This window comes from Agrococcus jejuensis (genome assembly GCF_007679035.1).
GTDB classification, from domain to species: Bacteria; Actinomycetota; Actinomycetes; order Actinomycetales; family Microbacteriaceae; genus Agrococcus; species Agrococcus jejuensis_A.
Map to the genome: position 1 here is coordinate 728,720 of NZ_VEFR01000002.1, position 19,696 is coordinate 748,415.

Here is a 19,696-nt window from a genome sequence, read left to right on the forward strand (position 1 = left end):
GGCATGCGCGTGCTCGACGACCTGGCCTCCGTCCGCCCGTTCACCGAGGAGCTGTACCGGCACCTCCACGCGCACCCCGAGCTCTCGGACCGTGAGCACGAGACCGCTGCGCGCATGGCCGACGAGCTGCGCGCCACCGGCATCGACGAGGTGCACGAGGGCGTCGGCGCCTCGACGGGCGTCGTGGGCATCCTGCGCAACGGCGACGGCCCCACGATCCTCGTGCGCGCCGACATGGACGGCCTGCCCGTCGTCGAGGACGACATCGTCGACTACCGCTCGACGCAGACCGCCGAGGTCGACGGCGGCATCGTGGGCGTCATGCACGCGTGCGGCCACGACGTGCACATGGCGACGCTGCAGGGCTCCGTGCGCCTGCTCGCCGCGCACCGCGAGGCCTGGAGCGGCACCCTCGTCGTCGTCTTCCAGCCCGCCGAGGAGACCGTCGCCGGCGCTCGCAGCATGACGGATGCGCTGCGCGCGCTCGTGCCGTCGATCGACGCCGCGCTGGGCCAGCACGTCGCGCCCTACCCGGCGTCGCAGGTGCGCCTGTCCGCCGGTCCGATCATGGCCGCGGTCGACGAGCTCATCGTCACGGTGCACGGTCGTGGCGGCCACGGCTCGCAGCCCGAGACGACCATCGACCCCGTCGTCATCGCGGCGTCGATCGTGCTGCGGCTGCAGACGATCGTGAGCCGCGAGGTGCCGTCGTCGCAGCAGGCCGTCCTCACGGTCGGCACGATCCACGCGGGCACGAAGTCGAACATCATCCCCGAGTCCGCCCGCCTCGGCCTCAGCATCCGCACGTACGACGAGGCGCTGCGCACGCAGATCCACGCCGCCGTCGAGCGCATCGTGCAGGCGGAGTGCCAGGCCGCGGGCACGGCGCGTCCGGCGACGATCGAGCACACGCTGTGGGCGCCCGTCACCGACAACGACCCCGGCGTCGTCGCGACCCTGCAGCCCGCGTTCGACGCCGAGTTCGGCGGCGACGTCGTGCCGATGGAGCGGCTGTCGGGCTCGGAGGACTTCTCGGAGCTCGCCGCCGCGTACGGCGCGCCCTACTGCTTCTGGTTCACCGGCGGCATCGACGATGCGCGGCATGCCGCTGCGGTCGAGGCCGGCACGGTGCTCACCGACATCCCCACGAACCACTCCCCGGCGTTCGTGCCCGTGCTGCAGCCGACGCTCGACACCGCGGTGCGCGCCATGACGACCGCGGTGCTCGCGCACCTCGGTCGCTGACGCGTCGGCGGGCGACGCGGATCAGGATGCGTCGGGCTGCTCGACCGGCGTGAGCCGGAAGATGGGGAACACGCGGCCCTCGGCCGTCGCCTCGTAGCCGGCGAACGACGGGCCGGCCTGCTTGAACGTCTCCCAGACGCGGTCGCGCTCTGCCCCCTCGAGCTCGGTGACCGCGACGCGCACCACGCGGATCGGCTCGCCCAGGTCGCCTGCGACCTCGAGGTCGATCTCGTCGGCGCGGCGCAGCCCGAACGTCCACGCCGGATGCCTCGGCGAGCCCGCGGCGCTCGCCACCACATGCCAGCCACCGTGCTCCTCGAGCGCCATGAGCGGCGTGAGGGCGATGGTGCCATCCTTCTTGGGGATGTGCAGCAGGCCGAGCGAGCGGCCGAAGTCCACCGGCGCGTGCACCTCGCCCTCGCCGGTGCGGAACGCGTCGATGATCATGTCGTTGAAGGCCATGGTGTGGGCAACGCCGGGCGCGGTCCGCGTGTTCCTGCAGAGACCGATCCGTGAGGTGCGAGCGCAGCGAGCCTCGAAGGGATCCGAACCGAGGTCATCGGCAGGGAACCCTTCGAGGCTCGCCCTTCGGGCTCGCACCTCAGGGAGCGAGTGGTGCACGTCCTCGGGAGGACGGCGAGCTACGCCGTCGCCACGTGCGCCGTCGCGACGCGGCGCAGCAGCGGCCGCGTCACGAGCAGACCCACCCCGACGATCACGACGCCCGTCACCACGACGCCGGCGGTGATGAGCACCGTCACGGGCTCGAACAGCAGCGCCATGCCCAGCAGCGGCACCACGAGCACGCTTGCGGCGATCGCCGAGACGGCGACGACGAGCAGCAGCGGCGACAGCACCGCCCAGCGGCGGGCGGCATCCATCGTCGACACGTCCATGCCGCCGTGGTGCAGCGCGCGCGACAGCGCGCGGCCGTCGAGGATGGACGCCGCCTGCTGCAGCCCCACCGTGCACGCGACCGTGAGGAACGATCCGACGATCGTGATGATCAGGCCGGTGCGGATGTCGGCGGCGAGGGTCATCTCGCCCCCGGCGTCGGCGCTGCCGAGCAGCGCCGAGCCGACGCCGGCGATGACGCCGACGAACGTCACGAGCGCGACGCCGCCCACCTGCCGCCAGGCCGCCTTGGGCGACTCGAGCACCGTGCGCGCCGCGATGAGGCGGACGGGGCTCGACGCGCGACGCGCCTGGATGCGCGCCTGCACGCCCAGCAGCCACGGTCCCAGCAGGTTGAGCACGAGCATGGCGATGCCGAACCCGACGCCCAGCACGGCGACCATCGCGACCACGCCGAGGGCCGCTCCGATGCTCGCGAACGACGAGAACGCGCCTGCGACGATCGCCATGGCGGCGACGGCGAGCACGATGACGATCCAGTGCACGCGAGCCGGTGTCTCGCGGCGGGCGACGCCGAGCGGCGTCACCATGACGCGCCGCATCGACAGCAGCGCGCTCGAGGCGGCGAGCAGCGTGACGGCTGCGGCCAGGCCGATGGACCACGTCGCCGGCAGCAGCGCGCTGGCACCCAGCGGCTCGCCCGCGAACGGGATGAGGCCGATGAGCGGGCTCGTCGCCGCGGCACCGGCGACGCCGAGGATGGCGCCGACGAGCGCGAGCGCCGTCGCCTCGGCCACCGCGAGCGCCAGCACGGTGCCGCTCGTCGCACCCAGCAGCCGCAGCGCTGCGAGGCGGTCGTCGCGGCGGCGGGCCGACAGCCGTGCCGCCGAGCCGCCGAGCGAGACGAGCGGCACGGCGAGCAGCGCCAGGGCGACGACGGCGAGCAGCTGGTAGAGCGCGGCGTCGGGCGTCGTCCACGTGAAGAACGCGCGCGCACCGCCCACCACGATGCCGAGCAGCCACGTCACGATGCCGAACGCGATCATCGGCAGCGCGAGCACCGCGGCGCCCTGCGTCGACGGGCGCAGCATGAGCGGGGCGAGACGCAGGGCGCTCATGCGCGCACCTGCCACTGCTGCTCGGTGGTGAGCGGCACGCGCGGTGCGGCCGGGGTGCCGTACGCGGGATGCGGCGCGGCCACGGCCGTGCCGGGCGCGGGCGGCGCCAGCGTGCCGGCCGGCTGCGGCGACGCGGCGGGTGCGCCGGCAGCCCCGGCGCCCGCATCCACGAGCAGTCCGTCGCGCATCCGCACGACGCGGCTGCAGCGTGCGGCGACCTGCTCGTCGTGCGTCACGAGCACGAGCGTACGGCCGCGACCGACGGTCGCCGACAGCAGCGCCGACATGACCTCGGCGCTCGTGACCGAGTCGAGCGCGCCGGTGGGCTCGTCGGCGAAGACGATGGATGCGCCCGTCACCTGGGCACGGGCGATGGCGACGCGCTGTGCCTGGCCGCCCGAGAGCTGGCCGATGCGGCGATCCTCCATGCCCGCGAGGCCGAGGGAGCCCAGCCACATCGCGGCCTCCTGGATCGCCGACGCCCGGGGAGCGCCGACGAGCATGAGCGCGAGCGCCACGTTCTCGACGGCCGTGAGCTCGGGCACGAGCATGCCCTCCTGGAACACGAAGCCGAAGCGCTCGCGCCGCAGCCTCGTGCGCTCGGCATCCGACAGCCGTGCCACGTCGACGACGCCCATGGGCGTCGCGAGGTGCACGGCGCCCACGTCGGGCGTCACGATGCCCGCGAGGGCGTGGAGGAGCGTCGTCTTGCCGGAGCCCGACGCGCCCATGATCGCGACGGCCTCGCCGGGCGCGATGTCGATGTCGACGCCCGCGAGGGCTGTCGTCGGTCCATAGGTCTTGCGGAGTCCCCGCGCACTGATCGCCTGCATGTTGCAAGCCTCGCCGCGAGGCCCTGACGGCCGCGTCGGGCGTGCGGACGATCCCCGCCCGCGCCCCTCATCCGCGCGGATGAGGGACGTGGGCCCGCGGGACTAGTCCTTCGCCGTGAGGCGGATGAGGCGGGCCTGGCCCTCCTCGCGCATCTGCGCGAGCTCCTGATGCGCCGTGACGAAGTCGGTGAACGAGCGGTACCCGAGGGTCTTCTCGTTGAACGACGGATCCATGCGCTTCATCTGCGCCTTCACGACGTTGGCATGCAGCCACTCGTCGTCGTCCTTCGCGTGGCTCACGCGCATGGCGCGCTCGAGCAGCGCCGCGGCCGCCTCCTCGGCGTCGCCGATCGGGTCGGCACCGTCCTCGTCGTCGTCCTCGTCGATGTCGACGATCTCGCGCTCGACGGGCTTGGACGCCGCAGGCGCCTTCGTCTCGGTCGCGGGGATCTCGACGGCGGGCGACTCGGTCGACGACTCCTCGGCCCTGGGCCGACGGCGCCGGCCGTTCGACCTCGGCTGCTCGGGCTCGGCCGACGGCTCGGTCGACGGCTCGGCCGCCACCTGCTCCTGCGCCGCCGTGGGCTTCGAGCCCTTCGGCGGGATGTCGGGACGCTCGACGCCCGGCAGCGCGTCGTAGTCGGCGAACTCGTCGCACGCGGCGGCGAGCGACTTCGACGTCGAGCCGGCCACGCCGATGCCGACGACGAAGCGGCCGAGGCGCTTGGCCTTCTGCGCGAGCGCGATGTAGTCGGAGTCGCCCGCCACGATCACGACGTGCGTGATGTCGGGCAGGCGGAAGAGATCCTCCATCACGTCGACCGCGAGGCGGATGTCGGCGCCGTTCTTGATGCCGCGCGTCGTCGGGAAGAGCTGCACGAGGTCGACGGCGCGGGCGAGCAGCTGCTGCCGGTAGCCGGCGTTCACGGCGACCGACCAGTCGGCGTACGCCTTCGAGATCACCGGCGTGCCGAACGACGCGGCGTAGTCGAGGATCGCGCCCACGTCGACCGTCGCCTGCTCGACGCGCGTCGCGACCGCATCCGTCGACCCGCGCTGCACCGACTTCACGCGCTGCTGGTGGAACGTGCCCCTGCCGTGCAGCTGGTCGTAGCGCGAGATGACGATGTTGTCGAAGTCGATGTAGACGGCGACGCGGGAGTCGGCCGGATCGATCATGGTGCCCCTTTCGGCGGCTTCCAGTCTGGCACCGGTCCCCCGCCGGTCGTCGCCGAGTCGCCGTGCGTCGCCCTACCCGCCCGCCTTCAGGCGGGCGGGAGTAGCATCCGCATCGAGCCGCCGCGCACCCGGCGGCCGTCTCGACGTCGCCGCGTGGCGACGAGCGCATGAGGAGACTCGACGTGAGCAGCACGACCCCCGCAGGCTGGTACCCCGACCCCGAGCGCGAGGGCGCGACCCGCTGGTGGGACGGCGCCCAGTGGGCCCCGTCCCAGGACCCCGCGGCGACCGACGACCGCTTCAAGCCCAAGGACGACGCGGATGCGGGCGCCGGGACCGGCGAGACCGGCGCTGCCGCGACGGATGCGGAGCCGTCGTGGTCACCCGAGCCGTACGCGGGTCCCGGCTCGGCCTGGGACGGCCAGGATGCCGCCGCGTCGTCGACGTCGTCGTGGAACCCCACGCCCGCCTCGACCCCGCAGCCCTCGGCATCCGCTCCGTCCTGGCAGCAGCAGGAGCCGCCGTCGTGGCAGCCGCAGCAGTCGGCACCCGCGTGGGGACAGGGCCAGCAGGCGGCAGCGCCCGCGTACGGCGCACCGCAGGACTTCAGCCAGCCCGGCGCGCAGCAGTGGAACTCGTACGGCACGCCGCCGAAGAAGAGCCGCACGGGCCTGTTCGTCGGCATCGGTGCCGGCGTGCTCGTGCTGCTGCTCCTGCTCGTCGGCGGCGGCATCTGGGCGGTGTCGAGCTTCATCGGCGGCGCGAGCCAGGTGCAGACGCAGGGCGGCGGATCCGGTGGCGGCGGCACCGGTGGCGCGCAGGGCCCCGGCACGTGGCAGGTGGAGGTCGGCGCCGGCGGCGGGGAATCGGTCACCGAGTTCGAGATCACGACGGCCGGGAACTACGAGATCAGCGTCGTCGCCCTGAACGACGGCGATCCGCGGATCACTGTGTCAGGCAACGGTCAGACGTGGGAGGACGACGACAGCGGCGAGGGCACCGACTCGCTGCTCACTGCGTCGCTGTCGCCGGGCACGTACACGATCGCCGTCGAGGAGTACTTCGACGACGCGCTCGTCGCGAGCATCACGGTCACGCAGCGCTGAGGCCATCCTCGGGCGGTCCAGCGACACGCCCGAGGGGGTCGGCGCAGGGTTGCATCGTGCGTCGATCCTCGGCATCGTGGCCTGCTCGCGATCCGAGAGGAGCACCATGCTCACCCTGACCGAGACCGCCCAGACCGTCATCACCGGCATCGTCGGCCAGTCCGAGGCAGCCGAGACCGGAGGCCTCCGCATCAGCGGCGCCGAGGGAGACCAGCTGAACGTGGGCGTCGCGCCCGCCCCCGCCGAGGGCGACCAGGTGCTCGACGCATCCGGTGCCCGCGTCTTCCTCGACGACACGGCCACGTCCGCCCTCGCCGACAAGGTGCTCGACGCAGCACCCGACGACCAGGGCCGCGTGACGTTCACGATCGCGCAGCAGGCCTGACGCGATCCCTCCGCTCGAACGGGGCGCCGACTTTCCGGGTCGGCGCCCCGTTCGCATGCGCGGCGCGGATGCGCACCCCCTGTCGCGCGGTCGCGACGCGCGGCAGCATGGAGGCATGCTGACGATCCCCACCGTGCCCCTCGCCGACGGCACCGCCTTCCCCGAGCTCGGCTTCGGCACCTACAAGCTCGACGGCGACGACGGCGTCGCAGCCATCCGCTCGGCGATCGACGTCGGCTACCGCCTGCTCGACACGGCCGTGAACTACGGCAACGAGGAGGAGGTGGGCCGCGCGATGCGCGAGAGCGGCGTGCCGCGCGACGAGCTGCTCGTGACGTCGAAGGTGCCCGGTCGCGACCACGGCTACGACGAGACGCGCCGCAGCGTCGACGGCTCGCTCGAGCGGCTCGGCCTCGACCGCATCGACCTGCATCTCATCCACTGGCCGAACCCGTCGGTCGACCGCTACGTCGACACGTTCCGTGCGCTCGTGGCGCTGCGCGACGAGGGCGTGCTCGGCTCGGTGGGCGTGTCGAACTTCACCGAGGAGATGCTGCTGCGCGTCGCCGACGCCACCGGCGTCATGCCCGCGGTGAACCAGGTCGAGCTGCACCCGTACTTCCCGCAGGCGAACCTGCGCGCGTTCCACGCCGAGCACGGCATCCGCACCGAGTCGTGGAGCCCGCTCGCACGCCGCAGCGAGCTGCTCACCGAACGCGTGATCGCCGACGTCGCCGGCACGCACGGCGTCACCCCGACGCAGGCGGTGCTGCGCTGGCACACGCAGCTGGGCTCGACGCCGATCCCCAAGTCGGCGAACGCCGAGCGGCAGCGCGAGAACGCCGACGTCTTCGACGTCACGCTCGACGAGACCGAGCTGCGCGCCATCTCGTCGCTCGCCCGCGGCCGCCTGTGGGACGGCGACCCGGAGCGGCACGAGGAGCAGTGACCGGCTAGAAGCCGCCGCCCGCGGGCGCGCCACCGATGTCGGCGGGCGCACCGCCCTGGGGCATCGCGGGCGGGCCGCCGCCGAACGACGACGAGTCCTGCGCCATGTCGACGAAGCGCGACAGGTGACCCTGGAACGACACGGCGATCGTCGCCGTCGGACCACCACGGTGCTTGCCGACGATGATGTCGGCCTCGCCGGGGCGGATGTCGGGGGCGTACGCATCCTCGCGGTGCAGCAGGATGACCATGTCGGCGTCCTGCTCGAGCGATCCGGACTCGCGGAGGTCGGAGACGGCGGGCTTCTTGTCGGCGCGCTGCTCGGGGCCACGGTTCAGCTGCGACAGGGCGATGACCGGCACCTGCAGCTCCTTCGCGAGCAGCTTGAGCGACCTGGAGAACTCCGAGACCTCCTGCTGACGCGACTCGACCTTCTTGCCGCTCGTCATGAGCTGCAGGTAGTCCACGACGACCATGCCGAGGCCGATCTGCTGCTTGAGGCGACGGCACTTCGCGCGGATCTCGACGAGCGTGAGGTTGGGGCTGTCGTCGATGTAGAGGGGAGCGTCGTTGATGCGGCCGCGCACCTGCGCGAGGGTCGTCCAGTCGCGCGACTCGATCGTGCCCTTGCGCATCTTGTGATGGTGGATGCTCGACTCGGCCGAGAGCAGCTTCATCGCGATCTCGGACTTCGACATCTCGAGCGAGAAGAAGCACGTGGGCACGTCGGCCTTGATGGCGGCGGCGCGCGAGAAGTCGAGGGCGATCGTCGACTTGCCGAAGCCGGGTCGGGCGGCGACGATGATGAGCTGGCCGGGGTGGAAGCCGTTCGTGAGCTCGTCGAGCTGGCGGAAGCCCGTGGGCACGCCCGTCATCTGGCCGTCGAGGCCCTTCGCCGCCTCGATCTCCTCGATCGCCGAGACCATCGCGACCGACAGGGGCACGTAGTCCTCGGACTGCTGGCCGCCGTTCACGGCGTAGACCTCGGCCTGCGCGTTGTTCACGAGGTCGACGACCTCGCCCTCGGCGTTGTAGCCCATCTGCACGATGCGCGTGCCGGCCTCGACGAGACGGCGCAGCACGGCCTTCTCGGCGACGATCGTCGCGTAGTAGCCGGCGTTCGCGGCGGTGGGCACGACCGACGTGAGCGAGTAGAGGTACTCGATGCCGCCGACGCGCGAGAGGTGGCCGGCCTTCTGGAGCTCGTCGGAGACGGCGATGACGTCGGCGGGCTCGCCGTGCGAGTAGAGCGAGAGGATCGCCTCGTACACGTGCTCGTGCTTCGGCATGTAGAAGTCGGGGCCGCGCACGACCTCGATGCAGTCGGCGATGGCGTCCTTCGACAGCATCATGCCGCCGAGCGCGGACTGCTCGGCGAGCACGTCGTGCGGCGGGGTGCGATCGCGCCGATACTCCTCGGTGCCGAGCTCTGCGACGTTCGTCACTGCGCCTCCCGTTGCCCCACGATCCACACGAACCTCGTCACCATAGGAGCACCCTCCGCGCGTCGCCAAGCCCGGCCTGTTGACGACACGCGGTGCGCCTGTGGATGACGTGTGGACAACTGTGGATGGAACCACCCACAGCACATCCCAGCCTGTGGACAAACCTGTGGGGTCTTTCTGGCGAAAGTGCGACTATCGGTCTCTGACCGGGACTTTCCGTTTCCACAGCGTGCGTGGGGAAATCCACCTCGAGTCGAGGTGGAGACTTGACGTCCCTACGCGTGCACGGGGATGAGGGAGGTCGACAGCAGGGTCCAGATCCACGCGGCGGCCTGCGTCGGCGCGGGCCTGGGGCGCATGTGGAGCCACTGGCCGACGGCCGCGATCGCGGCGCCCGACACCGCCGCGACCTCGAGGTCGACGGGCACGTCGTTCGCGGGCACGGCACCCGACTCGCGGCCGTGCTCGATGCCCTCGCGCACGATGCCGTCGATGCGGTCGCGCATGCGCGCCGTCGCGAGCGCCGACCCGTGCGGGCCGAGCACGCGGCGGAAGAGGGATGCGTTGGCGCTCGCATGCTCGAGGAACACCTCGAGCGTGCGCAGGATCTGCTGCTCGTCGGGTGCGACGGCCCCGCTCGCGAGTCCCGTCGCCATCGACCGCTCGGCGGCCTCGTCGACCGTGGCGTCGATCGCGTCGGCGAGCAGCGTCTCCTTGTCGGCGTAGTGCTGGTAGAAGCTCGAGCGGTGCACGCCGGCGCGGGCCGCGATGTCGGCGACCGAGATCGCGTCGAGCGACTCCTCGCGTGCGAGGGCGAGCAGCGCCTGCTGCAGGCTCTGACGCGTGCGCGCGATCCGCGGGTCCATGCCATGAGTCTGCCATGGCGAATCCGACACGTGTCGCTTTTCCGACAGGTGTCGGTTACGCTCGTCTCGGCCCGACGTCGTGCCGCACGCATCAGCCTCGCCGTCGAAAGGCATCCATGGCACTCCTCCTCGCCCGCCTGGGGCGCTTCGCCGCCCGCCGCGCCTGGGTCGTGATCGTCGCCTGGGCCGTGCTGCTCGGCGGCGGCGTCGCCGCGTTCCTCGCCTTCGGCGGCACCCTCGCCACCAACGTCACGATCCCCGGCACGCAGACGCAGCTCGTCGGCGACGAGATCGCCGAGGAGCTCGGCGGCCAGAGCACGGGCACCGCCAACGTCGTGTTCTCGACCGACGACGGCTCCGCGTTCACCGACGAGCAGCGCACCGGCATCGCCGACCTGCTCGCCCAGATCGGCGAGGTCGACACCGTCGAGACGACCGTCGACCCCTTCGACACGCAGCAGCAGCGCGCCGACCAGGCCGCTCAGCTCGACGCGTCGGCCGCCGAGATCCAGTCCGGTCAGCAGCAGCTCGACGCCGGCCAGGCGCAGCTCGACGCCGGCCAGGCAGAGCTCGACGCGAGCCGCGACCAGCTCGACGCCGCGCTCGCGCAGGCCGCAGGCACCCCGCTCGAGGCCCAGCTGCTCGCGCAGCAGCAGCAGCTCGAGGCCGGCCAGCAGCAGCTCGACGACCAGCAGGCGCAGCTCGACCAGGGTCAGGCCGACCTCGACGCCGGCGCCGCGCAGCTCGAGGCGGGACAGACGCTGCTCGACGCCGCCGACGCGCTGCAGTTCGTCGCAGCCGACGACAGCGCCGCCATCGGCATCATCCAGTTCTCGACCAGCGCCTACGAGGTGCCGGCGGAGGACAAGGCCGCCATCGTCGACACCATCGAGGGCGCCGACATCGACGGCGTCACCGTCGACGCCTCGGCCGAGCTCACCACCAACGTCTCCGACCTCGTCGGCCCCGCCGAGATCATCGGCGTCGTCGTCGCCGCGATCGTGCTCCTCGTCATGCTGCGCGCCCTGCTGCCCGCGATGCTGCCGATCGTCGCGTCGCTCATCGGCATCGGCGTCGGCGTCACCACGGCGCTCGCCCTCTCGGGCGTCGTCGAGATGACCTCGATCACGCCCGTGCTCGGCGTCATGCTGGGCCTCGCGGTCGGCATCGACTACACGCTCTTCATCGTCAACCGGCATCGCACGCAGCTGCGGCGGGGCCTCGACGTGCGCGAGTCGATCGCGCTGGCCAACGGCACCTCCGGCACCGCGGTCGTGTTCGCAGGCTCGACCGTCGTCATCGCGCTGCTCGCGCTCAACGTCACGGGCATCGGCTTCCTCGGCGTCATGGGATCCGTCGGCGCATGGTGCGTCGCCGTGGCGGTGCTCATCGCCGTCTCGCTCACGCCCGCGGCGCTGTCGCTCATCGGCATGAGGGTGCTCACGCGCAAGGAGCGCGCCGCAGCGCAGGCCGCCCAGTCGGCGCCCGTCGCGGCCGAGCACCCGAAGCCCATGCGCTCGGGCCTCGCCGTGCTGCGCGTCGCCCTCGCGATCGCGGCGCTCGCCGTCATCGCCATCCCGGCGCTGTCGATGCGCCTCGGCCTGCCAGACGGCTCGGCCGAGCCGCAGGACTCGACGCAGTACGCCGCCTACCAGACGACCGCCGCGGAGTTCGGCGAGGGCCTCAACGGTCCGCTCGTCGTGTCCGCGCGCCTGGATGCGCCCATGGCCGACGACGAGGTCGTCACGACGCAGGCGGACATCGCCGAGCAGCTGCTCGACGTCGCCGACGTCGAGGCCGTCGCGCCGGTCGGCGTCGGCGAGGACGACGACTTCCTCGTCTTCCAGCTCATGCCCGCCGAGGGTCCCGCGAGCGTCTCGACCGAGCAGCTCGTGCACGCCCTGCGCGACCTCACGCCCATCGGCGGCGTCGAGTCCTACGGCGTCGCCGGCACCGCGAGCGGCAACATCGACCTGTCGGAGACGATCGGCGACGCGCTGCCCACGTACGTGGCCATCGTCATCGGGCTGTCGTTCCTCATCCTGCTCGTCGTGTTCCGCTCGATCCTCGTGCCGCTCGTCGCGACCGCCGGCTTCGCGCTGTCGCTCTTCGCAGCGCTGGGCGCCGTCACGGCCGTCTACCAGTGGGGCTGGCTCGGCGACCTCTTCGGCGTGCACGACCCCGGCCCCGTGCTGAGCTTCGCGCCCGTCGTCATCACGGGCGTGCTGTTCGGCCTCGCGATGGACTACCAGCTGTTCCTCGTGTCGGGCATGCGCGAGGCGTTCGTGCACGGCTCGCGAGCGAAGGAGGCCGTCGTGGCGGGTCTGCGCAACGGCGCACCCGTCGTCACGGCGGCGGCGATCATCATGATCTCCGTCTTCGGCGGCTTCGTCTTCTCGCACATGTCGATGGTGCGGCCCTTCGGCTTCGGCCTCGCGATCGGCGTGCTCTTCGACGCGTTCGTCGTGCGCATGGTGCTCATCCCCGCCGCGATGCACCTGCTGGGTCGCTCGGCCTGGTGGATCCCCCGCTGGCTCGACCGCATCCTGCCGAACGTCGACGTGGAGGGCTCGAGCCTCGAGCGCGACGCCGGCCGGCAGGCGCACCCGACGACCGCGGAGCTCGCGGCGCAGGAGGTGCGCTCGGCCCCGACCAAGGGCTGACCCCTGCCAGCACGAAGGGCCCCGACCGCTCGGTCGGGGCCCTTCGTCGTGTCTGGGCCGTCTGCGTCTCCGCAGGCGGCGCCGCGGGACAGGGACGGGTCAGCGGGCGAGCAGCCGCTCGATCGCGTGCACGACGCCGTGCTCGGCGTTCGAGCGAGCCGTGTGGCGGGCGCGCTCGCGCACCGTCGGGTGCGCGTTCGCCATCGCGAACGAGTGCTCGGCGGCATCCATCATCTGCAGGTCGTTGAGGTAGTCGCCGAAGACCGCCGTCTGCGCGGGGGTCACGCCGAGGCGCTCCTGCAGCGCGCGCACCGCGACGCCCTTGTCGATCGAGCGGGACATGATGTCGACCCAGCGCTCGCTCGACACGACGATCTGGTGCGTCGCGCCGAAGGCGGCGAGGCCGGCCGCGACGGCAGCGGCGTCGTGGAAGTCGAGGACGGCGAGCTTGAGGATGTCGTCGTCATGCGCGAGCAGGTCGTCGACGACCTCGATCGCCGCGAAGTACTGGCCGGCGGCCTCGAGGAACCGCTCGTCGGAGCGCTCGACGACGGCGCCGCGCTTGCCGCACACGACGATGCCGAGGTCGGCGCCGTCGGCGGCGAGCTGCCGCAGCGTGCGCACGATGGCCGCAGCACCATCCCGCTCGATCGTCACCGACGACAGCTCCTCGCCGTCCTGCATGACGATCGAGCCGTTCTCGGCGATGACGCACATGCCGTCGATGGCCTGCTCGAACAGGCGGTGCAGCGCCGCGTACTGGCGACCGCTCGCGGGCGCGAAGACGATGCCGCGCTCGCGCAGCCGGTCGAGCTGCCCCCACAGCCGCTCGGGCACGGCGCCGTGCTCGTCGAGCAGCGTGCCGTCCATGTCGCTCACGATGAGCCGGATGTCGGCGTCGTCGAACGGGTGGACGGTGGGGATGGACGCGGTGGTCGTCACGGAGGTGCTCCTGGATGCGGTCGATGGGCGCGTGGCCCGCGGATGCGCATGCACCGTTGCAGCGGCGAGGTCTGCATCCATGGTCCCACGGCACGCGCGACCGTGGGCTGCGGGGCCGCTGCCCCGCAGCCCGCACGCCGTCAGGCGGCGCCGAGCAGCTGCGCGTACCGCGCGGTCGGCTCGAGCGCGAGGCTCGCCTTCGCCGCCTTGGCGGGCTCGTCGGCGAGCACCTCGACGTCGCCGTGCTCGAGGCCGTCGAGCGCAGCCGTCACGACCTGCGCGACCGTGATCTTGGGGGCGTCGTACGCGGCGGTCATGTCGGTGTCGACGAGGCCCATGTGCAGGCCGGTCACGAGCGTGCCCTGCTCGGCGAGCTCGAGGCGCAGGCCGTCGGTGATGCTCCACGCGGCGGCCTTCGAGGCCCCGTAGGTCGTCGCGCCGGGGAACGACGCCCACGACGAGGCCGAGAGCACGTTGAGCACGGCGCCGCCGCCGGCCGCGGCGAGCGTGGGCGCGAACGCACGGGCCATGCGCAGCGGGCCGAAGGCGTTGGTCTCGAACTCACGGCGGATGCCGTCGAGGTCGCCCGTGACGAGTGGGATGGCCGACGAGATGCCGGCGTTGCTGACGACGATCGTCGCGTCGGTCGCGAGTGCGGCGACCGCCTCGACGTCGGCGGCGCTCGTGACGTCGAGGGTCACGGGCACGACGCGCGGGTCGTCGATCGCGATGGTCGACGCGTCGCGAGCGCCGGCGTAGACCTTGGTGGCGCCGCGCTCGAGCAGCTGACGGACGAACTCTGCGCCGATGCCCCGGTTGGCTCCGGTGACGACGGCGACGGACTCTCGGATCTGCACGGTGGACCTTTCTGTAGCGTTCGTTAGGAAACGATCGTGGGCGACGCTAGCACATTGCGTAGCGAGCGCTATAGAATGGGTGGCATGGCAGGCAGACCCCGCGGATTCGACCGCGACGACGCGCTCGACACCGCCATGCGTCGCTTCTGGCGCGACGGCTACGACGAGACGACCGTCGCGACGCTGACGCGCGACATCGGCATCTCGGCGCCGAGCCTCTACGCGGCGTTCGGCGACAAGGACCGCCTCTTCGACGCTGCCTCCGCCTGCTACGCCGACGCCGCCACCGCGACGCTCGAGCAGTACCTCGACCAGCCGTCGACGGCCGACGCCATCGCCGACATCGTGCGCGGCAGCGCCGCCGGCTACACCGACCCGACGACGCCGGAGGGCTGCTTCGTGCTCAGCGAGCCACGCCTCGCCGAGCGTCGCCGCGACATGGCCGAGCGCATCGCCCGCCGGATCGCGCGCGGCGTCGCCGAGGGCGACGTGCCCGCCGGCGTCGACCCCGCGGCGGCCGCCGACCTCGTCGTCGCCGTGCTCGGCGGCATGTCGACCCGCGCCCGCGACGGCGGCTCCGCCGACGAGGTCGCGGCGATCGGCGAGCTCACGCTCGCCGCACTCCCCCTGCGCGCCTGAACGACGCACGGCGACGCACGCCATCCGCATCCGCAGGTCGGGGTGCGATGCTGGATGCCATGGCACGGGACAGCGGGGCGACGGCGCTCGAGGGCGTGCGCGCCCTCGCCCATGCGCTCGCCCCCGGCGAGCTGCTGCCCGCCGAGCGCGCGCTGGCGTCGCAGCTGGGCGTCGCGCGCATGACGGTGCGCGCCGCGATCGACGTGCTCGAGCGCGAGGGCCTCGTGCGCACGCGCCGCGGCGTCGGCACCGAGCGGCTGGCGCCGCCCGTGTCGCTGCAGGTGCGGCTGCGCTCGTTCGCGAGCGCCGTGCGCGAGCACGGCATGCGGCCCGAGACGCGCGTGCTGTCGTACGTGCGCAGCACCGAGCGGCCGACGGAGGTGTCGGCGCACCTGCGGCTCGACGACGACGCCGAGACCGTGCATCTGCGCAGGCTGCGCCTCGGCGACGACCGCCCCTTGGCGCTCGAGGACGCGTGGCTGCCGGTGGCGCTCGTGCCGCAGCTCGATCGCGAGGCGGCCGAGGGCAGCCTCTACGAGCTGCTCGAGCGTCTCGACCTGCTGCCGACGGAGGGCGTGGAGGTCGTGACGGCGGCGCTGCCGAGCCCCGAGGAGATCGCGGTGCTCGAGATCGCGCCGACGTATCCCGTGCTGCGGCTGTCGCGCACGGCCGTGTCCGACGGCGTGCCCGTGGAGTACTCGCGCGTGACGTTCCCGGCCGACCGGTACGAACTCACGTTCCCGCTCGCCGAGCGCCTCTCGCTGCCGCTCGGCTGACGCGGGTCCGCGCGAGCGTCAGTCGACGCGGTGCGCGACGCGGTCGCACAGCGCGACCCACTCGCCCTCTGGCCGGAACTCCCAGTGGTGCGTCTGCGTGCGGCCGTCGTCGGTGAAGGCGATCGTCGCGCGCTCCTGCTCGCCGGTGAACGTCCACACGTCGCCGTCGACCGTGACGAGGTACTCGCGGTGGAAGCCGTGGTTCTCGACGCTCCACGAGAAGTACGTCTCGCGCTCCCGATCCCACCCGAGGAACGACAGGGTGTCGAACGGGCCGTTGGCGCGCTCGTCCTGCACGACGAACCGATCGCCCGTGTGCCACCGGGCGGAATGGACGCTGCGCCACGGGGATCCCTGCCGGTCGGCGCCGTACGCCGTGCCCTCCGCCCACCAGTCGCCGATGAATGCCTGCAGCCGCTCGTGCTCGTTCGTCATGCCGACACGGTCCGCCGAGCGCGCGGCGGAGGCAAGGGGTTGTCCGACTGTCGCGTCGGTGGTCTAGACCAGCGCACGGATCGCGGGTAGAGTCCCCCCAATCCCTCTCCCCTTGCACATGGAGTCGCACCATGAAGTTCTTCCAGAGGCTGGGCAAGTCGCTCATGCTGCCCATCGCGGTGCTGCCCGTCGCAGCGATCCTGTCCGGCGTCGGCTACTGGATCTCGACCGCCGCCGGCGAGGCCAACGTTGTCTCGTCGTTCTTCGCGGCCGCCGGTGGCGCGCTGCTGAACAACCTGCCGCTGCTCTTCGCCGTCGGCGTCGCCTTCGGCATGGCGTCGAAGTCCGACGGCACCGCCGCCCTCGCAGGTCTCGTCTCGTACCTCACCATCACGACGCTGCTGTCGCCCGAGACGGTCGCCGGCCTCACGGGCACTGCCGAGGTCGCCGACGTGAACCCGGCGTTCAGCAACATCGCGAACGCATTCATCGGCATCCTCGCCGGACTCATCGGCGCCCTCTGCTTCGACCGGTTCAAGGACGTGCAGCTGCCCACTGCGCTGTCGTTCTTCTCGGGCAAGCGCTCCGTCGCCATCGTGACCGCCGGCGCCTCGCTCGTGGTGTCGCTCGTGCTGTTCTTCGTCTGGCCGGTCGTCTACGGCGGCCTCGTCGGCTTCGGCGAGCTGCTGCTCGGCCTCGGCCCGATCGGCGCCGGCATCTACGGCTTCTTCAACCGCCTGCTCATCCCCACGGGCCTCCACCACGCACTGAACTCGGTGTTCTGGTTCGACGTCGCCGGCATCAACGACCTCGGCAACTTCCTCAACAACACCGGCACCTACGGCGTCACGGGCCAGTACATGTCGGGCTTCTTCCCGATCATGATGTTCGGCCTGCCGGGCGCGGCCCTCGCGATGTACCTCACGGCCAAGACCACGCGCCGCAAGGTGACCGCCGGCATCCTCATCTCGGCCGCGTTCGCCTCGTTCTTCGTGGGCGTCACCGAGCCGCTCGAGTTCGCGTTCATGTTCCTCGCGCCGCCGCTGTACGTGCTGCACGCCCTCTTCACGGGCATCTCGATGGCCATCGCCGCAGCCCTGCCGGTGCGCATGGGCTTCGGCTTCTCGGGCGGCTTCATCGACCTCGTGCTCAACTGGGTCAACCCGATGGCGCAGAACCCGTGGATCCTGCTGCTCATGGGCGTCGCGTGGTTCCTCATCTACTTCGTCGCCTTCTACTTCATCATCAAGCGCTTCGACCTCAAGACCCCCGGCCGCGAGGACGAGGAGATCGGCGTCGAGGGCGCGACGGGCAAGTCGAAGTTCGTGGCGCAGGCCTCGGCGATCCTCGACGGGCTGGGCGGCAAGGGCAACGTGCTCGAGCTCGACAACTGCGCGACGCGCCTCCGCATGGAGATCGCCGACGTGTCGAAGGTCGACGACGCCGCCATCCGCCGTGCGGGCGCAGCAGGCGTCATGAAGCCCGGCGGCCGCTCGGTGCAGGTCATCTACGGCCTCGAGGTGCAGTTCGTGAAGGATGCGATGGAGGACCTCATCGCCGGCCGCGTCGCCCCGCCGTCGGATGCGGAGGTCGCGGCCGTCGTCGAGACCTCCGCACCCGCCGCGGGTGGCGTCGCGACCGCGACCGTCGTCACGGTGCGCCAGCCCGTCGAGGGCCGCATCGTGCCGCTGACCGAGGTGCCGGATGCGACCTTCGCCGAGGGCATCATGGGCCCCGGCGTCGCGATCGAGCCCACCGGGTCCGTCGTCGTCGCCCCGGCGGACGGCAGCGTCGCCCACGTGTTCCCCACGGGCCACGCGGTCGCGATGGTGCTCAGCGACGGCACCGAGCTGCTCGTGCACGTCGGCATCGACACCGTCGAGATGCAGGGCGACGGCTTCACGACGCTCGTCGCCGTCGGCGACCAGGTCACCGAGGGCACGCCGCTCATCGAGTTCGACCTCGCCAAGATCCGTGCCGCCGGCCACCCGACGGTCACGCCCGTGATCCTGCTGAACGGCGGCGACGCGGAGCTGCGACTGCGGTAGCCGACGTGCGAGGAGGCCCCGCCCACCCGACCCGAAGAGGAAGAGAGAAGAGCATGCGCTCGACCATCGCCCGAATCGATCGAAGGAGGCGGGGCCTTCGCGCATCCGTCGCCGTGCCCATCGTCGCCGCGACCGCCATCGCGCTCGTCGGCTGCACCGATCCCGCCAGCAGCGAGCCCGCTGCCGGCGACGAGCCCACCGTCGAGGAGCTGTTCGACGCCGTCGACAACGCCTCGCCCACCTCGGAGCGCGTGGACGCGCTCACCGACATCGCGATGCACTACTACTGGAACGGCGGCGACCTCACGCAGGTCGAGGAGGACTTCTTCCAGGGCGTCACGCTGCACGGCGACTACGACGTCGTGGCCGAGGCGATGGCCCAGGCCGTCGAGATCGACCCGTACGACCTCGACCTGCGCTACGGCCTCGCCTCGGCGCAGCTGCTGCAGGACGACGTGGAGGCGTCGCTCGAGACCCTCGACGGCATCCTCGCGATCGAGCCGGACGCGTACGAGGCGCACCTGCGCGCCGCCGCCTACAGCCGCGCATCGGGCGACGAGGCTGCATACGCCGAGCACGTCGCCGAGCTGCAGCGCATCGATGCCGTGCGAGCGGCCGACGACGTCGCCGCGCTCGATGCTGCGGCAGCCGCATCCGATCTCGTGCTGAACGAGGAGGTGCCGACCGGGCTGCCCGAGGAGGGCCACGCGTTCGTGGTGCTCGGCTACGCGCTCGCCGACGACGGCACGATGGAGCAGACGCTGATCGACCGACTCGAGGTGGCGCTCGAGGCCGCCGAGGCCTATCCGGACTCGACGCTCATCGTCTCGGGCGGCGTGCCGCAGGAGGGCGTGACGGAGGCGAGCGCCATGACCGAGTGGCTCGTCGAGCAGGGCGTCGACGAGGACCGCATCGTGCCGGAGGCCCTCGCGACCGACACGATCGAGAACGCGCTGTTCTCGCTGCAGCTCGCCGCCGAGCACGACGTCGACACCGTCACCGTGATCTCGAGCGCCTCGCACATGCGACGCGCGATCACGATCTTCGACGAGGTCGCCGACTCGCTCGGCCCGGCCATGGGCCTCGACGTCACGGGCGACGAGCTCACGAACGTCGTGGCGATGGACTTCGACACGGCAGCGGAGGCGGCCGAGGTCACGCCGCAGGAGCAGCTCGTGATCTACCGCGACCTGCTGCGCGCATCGGGCGTGTGGGCGTTCCCAGGGCTCCAGCGGTGAGGATGCGCTGAGGTCTCGACAAGCAGTCATCCGAATCCTCCCCCGACTGCTGGCGGAGGAGGCCCCGAGCGCAGCGAGGAGCCGTCACGAGACCACGCGACGTGCCCGCTCGACGCGA

General features: G+C 72.0%; 17 protein-coding genes and 1 pseudogene. 9 read left to right on the top strand and 9 right to left on the bottom strand.

Translation table 11 applies throughout. The features are described from left to right. Positions 1–3 precede the first annotated feature (3 nt). Positions 4–1,245, top strand: a complete 1,242-nt coding sequence (locus FS793_RS10335; protein ID WP_144720387.1) for an amidohydrolase — start codon at positions 4–6, stop codon at positions 1,243–1,245. A 21-nt stretch (positions 1,246–1,266) separates the two neighbouring features. Here FS793_RS10335 and FS793_RS10340 read toward each other — a convergent pair whose 3' ends face one another. The 4 genes from FS793_RS10340 to FS793_RS10355 all read right to left on the bottom strand — a co-directional run bounded on the left by FS793_RS10340 (position 1,267) and on the right by FS793_RS10355 (position 5,230). Beyond that, positions 1,267–1,692: a nitroreductase/quinone reductase family protein gene (locus FS793_RS10340; protein WP_222123727.1), complete on the bottom strand. Its 426-nt coding sequence runs from the start codon at positions 1,690–1,692 to the stop codon at positions 1,267–1,269. Between the two features lie 194 nt (positions 1,693–1,886). Continuing rightward, on the bottom strand, positions 1,887–3,218 hold the full coding sequence (locus FS793_RS10345; protein ID WP_144720389.1) for an FtsX-like permease family protein: 1,332 nt from the start codon (positions 3,216–3,218) through the stop codon (positions 1,887–1,889). Beyond that, on the bottom strand, positions 3,215–4,051 hold the full coding sequence (locus FS793_RS10350) for an ABC transporter ATP-binding protein (protein WP_144720390.1): 837 nt from the start codon (positions 4,049–4,051) through the stop codon (positions 3,215–3,217). The genes FS793_RS10345 and FS793_RS10350 overlap by 4 nt, the downstream gene beginning before the upstream one ends. A gap of 102 nt (positions 4,052–4,153) precedes the next feature. Next, on the bottom strand, positions 4,154–5,230 hold the full coding sequence (locus tag FS793_RS10355) for an NYN domain-containing protein (protein WP_144720391.1): 1,077 nt from the start codon (positions 5,228–5,230) through the stop codon (positions 4,154–4,156). A 182-nt stretch (positions 5,231–5,412) separates the two neighbouring features. On the opposite strand from FS793_RS10355, the gene FS793_RS10360 reads away from it, so the two are divergent. From FS793_RS10360 to FS793_RS10370, 3 genes are all read left to right on the top strand, one after another. Beyond that, the gene (locus tag FS793_RS10360) at positions 5,413–6,336 is read left to right on the top strand and encodes a DUF2510 domain-containing protein (RefSeq protein ID WP_186329441.1); all 924 of its coding nucleotides are present in this window, start codon (positions 5,413–5,415) and stop codon (positions 6,334–6,336) included. A gap of 106 nt (positions 6,337–6,442) precedes the next feature. Continuing rightward, on the top strand, positions 6,443–6,721 hold the full coding sequence (locus FS793_RS10365) for a hypothetical protein (RefSeq protein ID WP_144720393.1): 279 nt from the start codon (positions 6,443–6,445) through the stop codon (positions 6,719–6,721). A gap of 115 nt (positions 6,722–6,836) precedes the next feature. Further along, positions 6,837–7,670 (top strand): aldo/keto reductase, encoded by an 834-nt coding sequence (locus FS793_RS10370; RefSeq protein WP_144720394.1) that lies wholly within the window; start codon positions 6,837–6,839, stop codon positions 7,668–7,670. Between the two features lie 100 nt (positions 7,671–7,770). Here FS793_RS10370 and dnaB read toward each other — a convergent pair. Both dnaB and FS793_RS10380 read right to left on the bottom strand, forming a co-directional pair. Next, positions 7,771–9,021: pseudogene (dnaB, locus tag FS793_RS10375) on the bottom strand (replicative DNA helicase); the annotation flags it as partial. Positions 9,022–9,389: 368 nt separating this feature from the next. Next, complete coding sequence (locus tag FS793_RS10380) at positions 9,390–9,980, bottom strand: TetR/AcrR family transcriptional regulator (RefSeq protein ID WP_186329442.1); 591 nt, start codon at positions 9,978–9,980, stop codon at positions 9,390–9,392. A gap of 116 nt (positions 9,981–10,096) precedes the next feature. Here FS793_RS10380 and FS793_RS10385 point away from each other — a divergent pair, with 116 nt between their 5' ends. Continuing rightward, complete coding sequence (locus tag FS793_RS10385) at positions 10,097–12,643, top strand: MMPL family transporter (RefSeq protein ID WP_144720397.1); 2,547 nt, start codon at positions 10,097–10,099, stop codon at positions 12,641–12,643. A gap of 99 nt (positions 12,644–12,742) precedes the next feature. On the opposite strand, the gene FS793_RS10390 is transcribed toward FS793_RS10385, so the two are convergent. Next, entirely contained in the window at positions 12,743–13,585 is an 843-nt protein-coding gene (locus FS793_RS10390) for an HAD family hydrolase (protein WP_260980113.1), read from the bottom strand. A 140-nt stretch (positions 13,586–13,725) separates the two neighbouring features. Beyond that, positions 13,726–14,442 (bottom strand): SDR family oxidoreductase, encoded by a 717-nt coding sequence (locus FS793_RS10395; protein WP_144720399.1) that lies wholly within the window; start codon positions 14,440–14,442, stop codon positions 13,726–13,728. 84 nt (positions 14,443–14,526) lie between these two features. On the opposite strand from FS793_RS10395, the gene FS793_RS10400 reads away from it, so the two are divergent. Both FS793_RS10400 and FS793_RS10405 read left to right on the top strand, forming a co-directional pair. Beyond that, positions 14,527–15,081 (top strand): TetR/AcrR family transcriptional regulator, encoded by a 555-nt coding sequence (locus FS793_RS10400; protein WP_222123729.1) that lies wholly within the window; start codon positions 14,527–14,529, stop codon positions 15,079–15,081. Positions 15,082–15,140: 59 nt separating this feature from the next. Continuing rightward, positions 15,141–15,857: a GntR family transcriptional regulator gene (locus FS793_RS10405; protein WP_186329443.1), complete on the top strand. Its 717-nt coding sequence runs from the start codon at positions 15,141–15,143 to the stop codon at positions 15,855–15,857. Between the two features lie 18 nt (positions 15,858–15,875). Here the strand turns inward: FS793_RS10405 and FS793_RS10410 are convergent, their stop codons facing one another. After that, complete coding sequence (locus FS793_RS10410; protein ID WP_144720401.1) at positions 15,876–16,292, bottom strand: DUF1579 family protein; 417 nt, start codon at positions 16,290–16,292, stop codon at positions 15,876–15,878. 131 nt (positions 16,293–16,423) lie between these two features. Between FS793_RS10410 and nagE the strand changes: the two genes are divergently transcribed. After that, positions 16,424–18,340: an N-acetylglucosamine-specific PTS transporter subunit IIBC gene (gene nagE, locus FS793_RS10415; RefSeq protein ID WP_144720402.1), complete on the top strand. Its 1,917-nt coding sequence runs from the start codon at positions 16,424–16,426 to the stop codon at positions 18,338–18,340. A 113-nt stretch (positions 18,341–18,453) separates the two neighbouring features. Further along, positions 18,454–19,578, top strand: a complete 1,125-nt coding sequence (locus FS793_RS10420; RefSeq protein WP_186329444.1) for an ElyC/SanA/YdcF family protein — start codon at positions 18,454–18,456, stop codon at positions 19,576–19,578. The last annotated feature ends 118 nt before the right edge of the window (positions 19,579–19,696 follow it).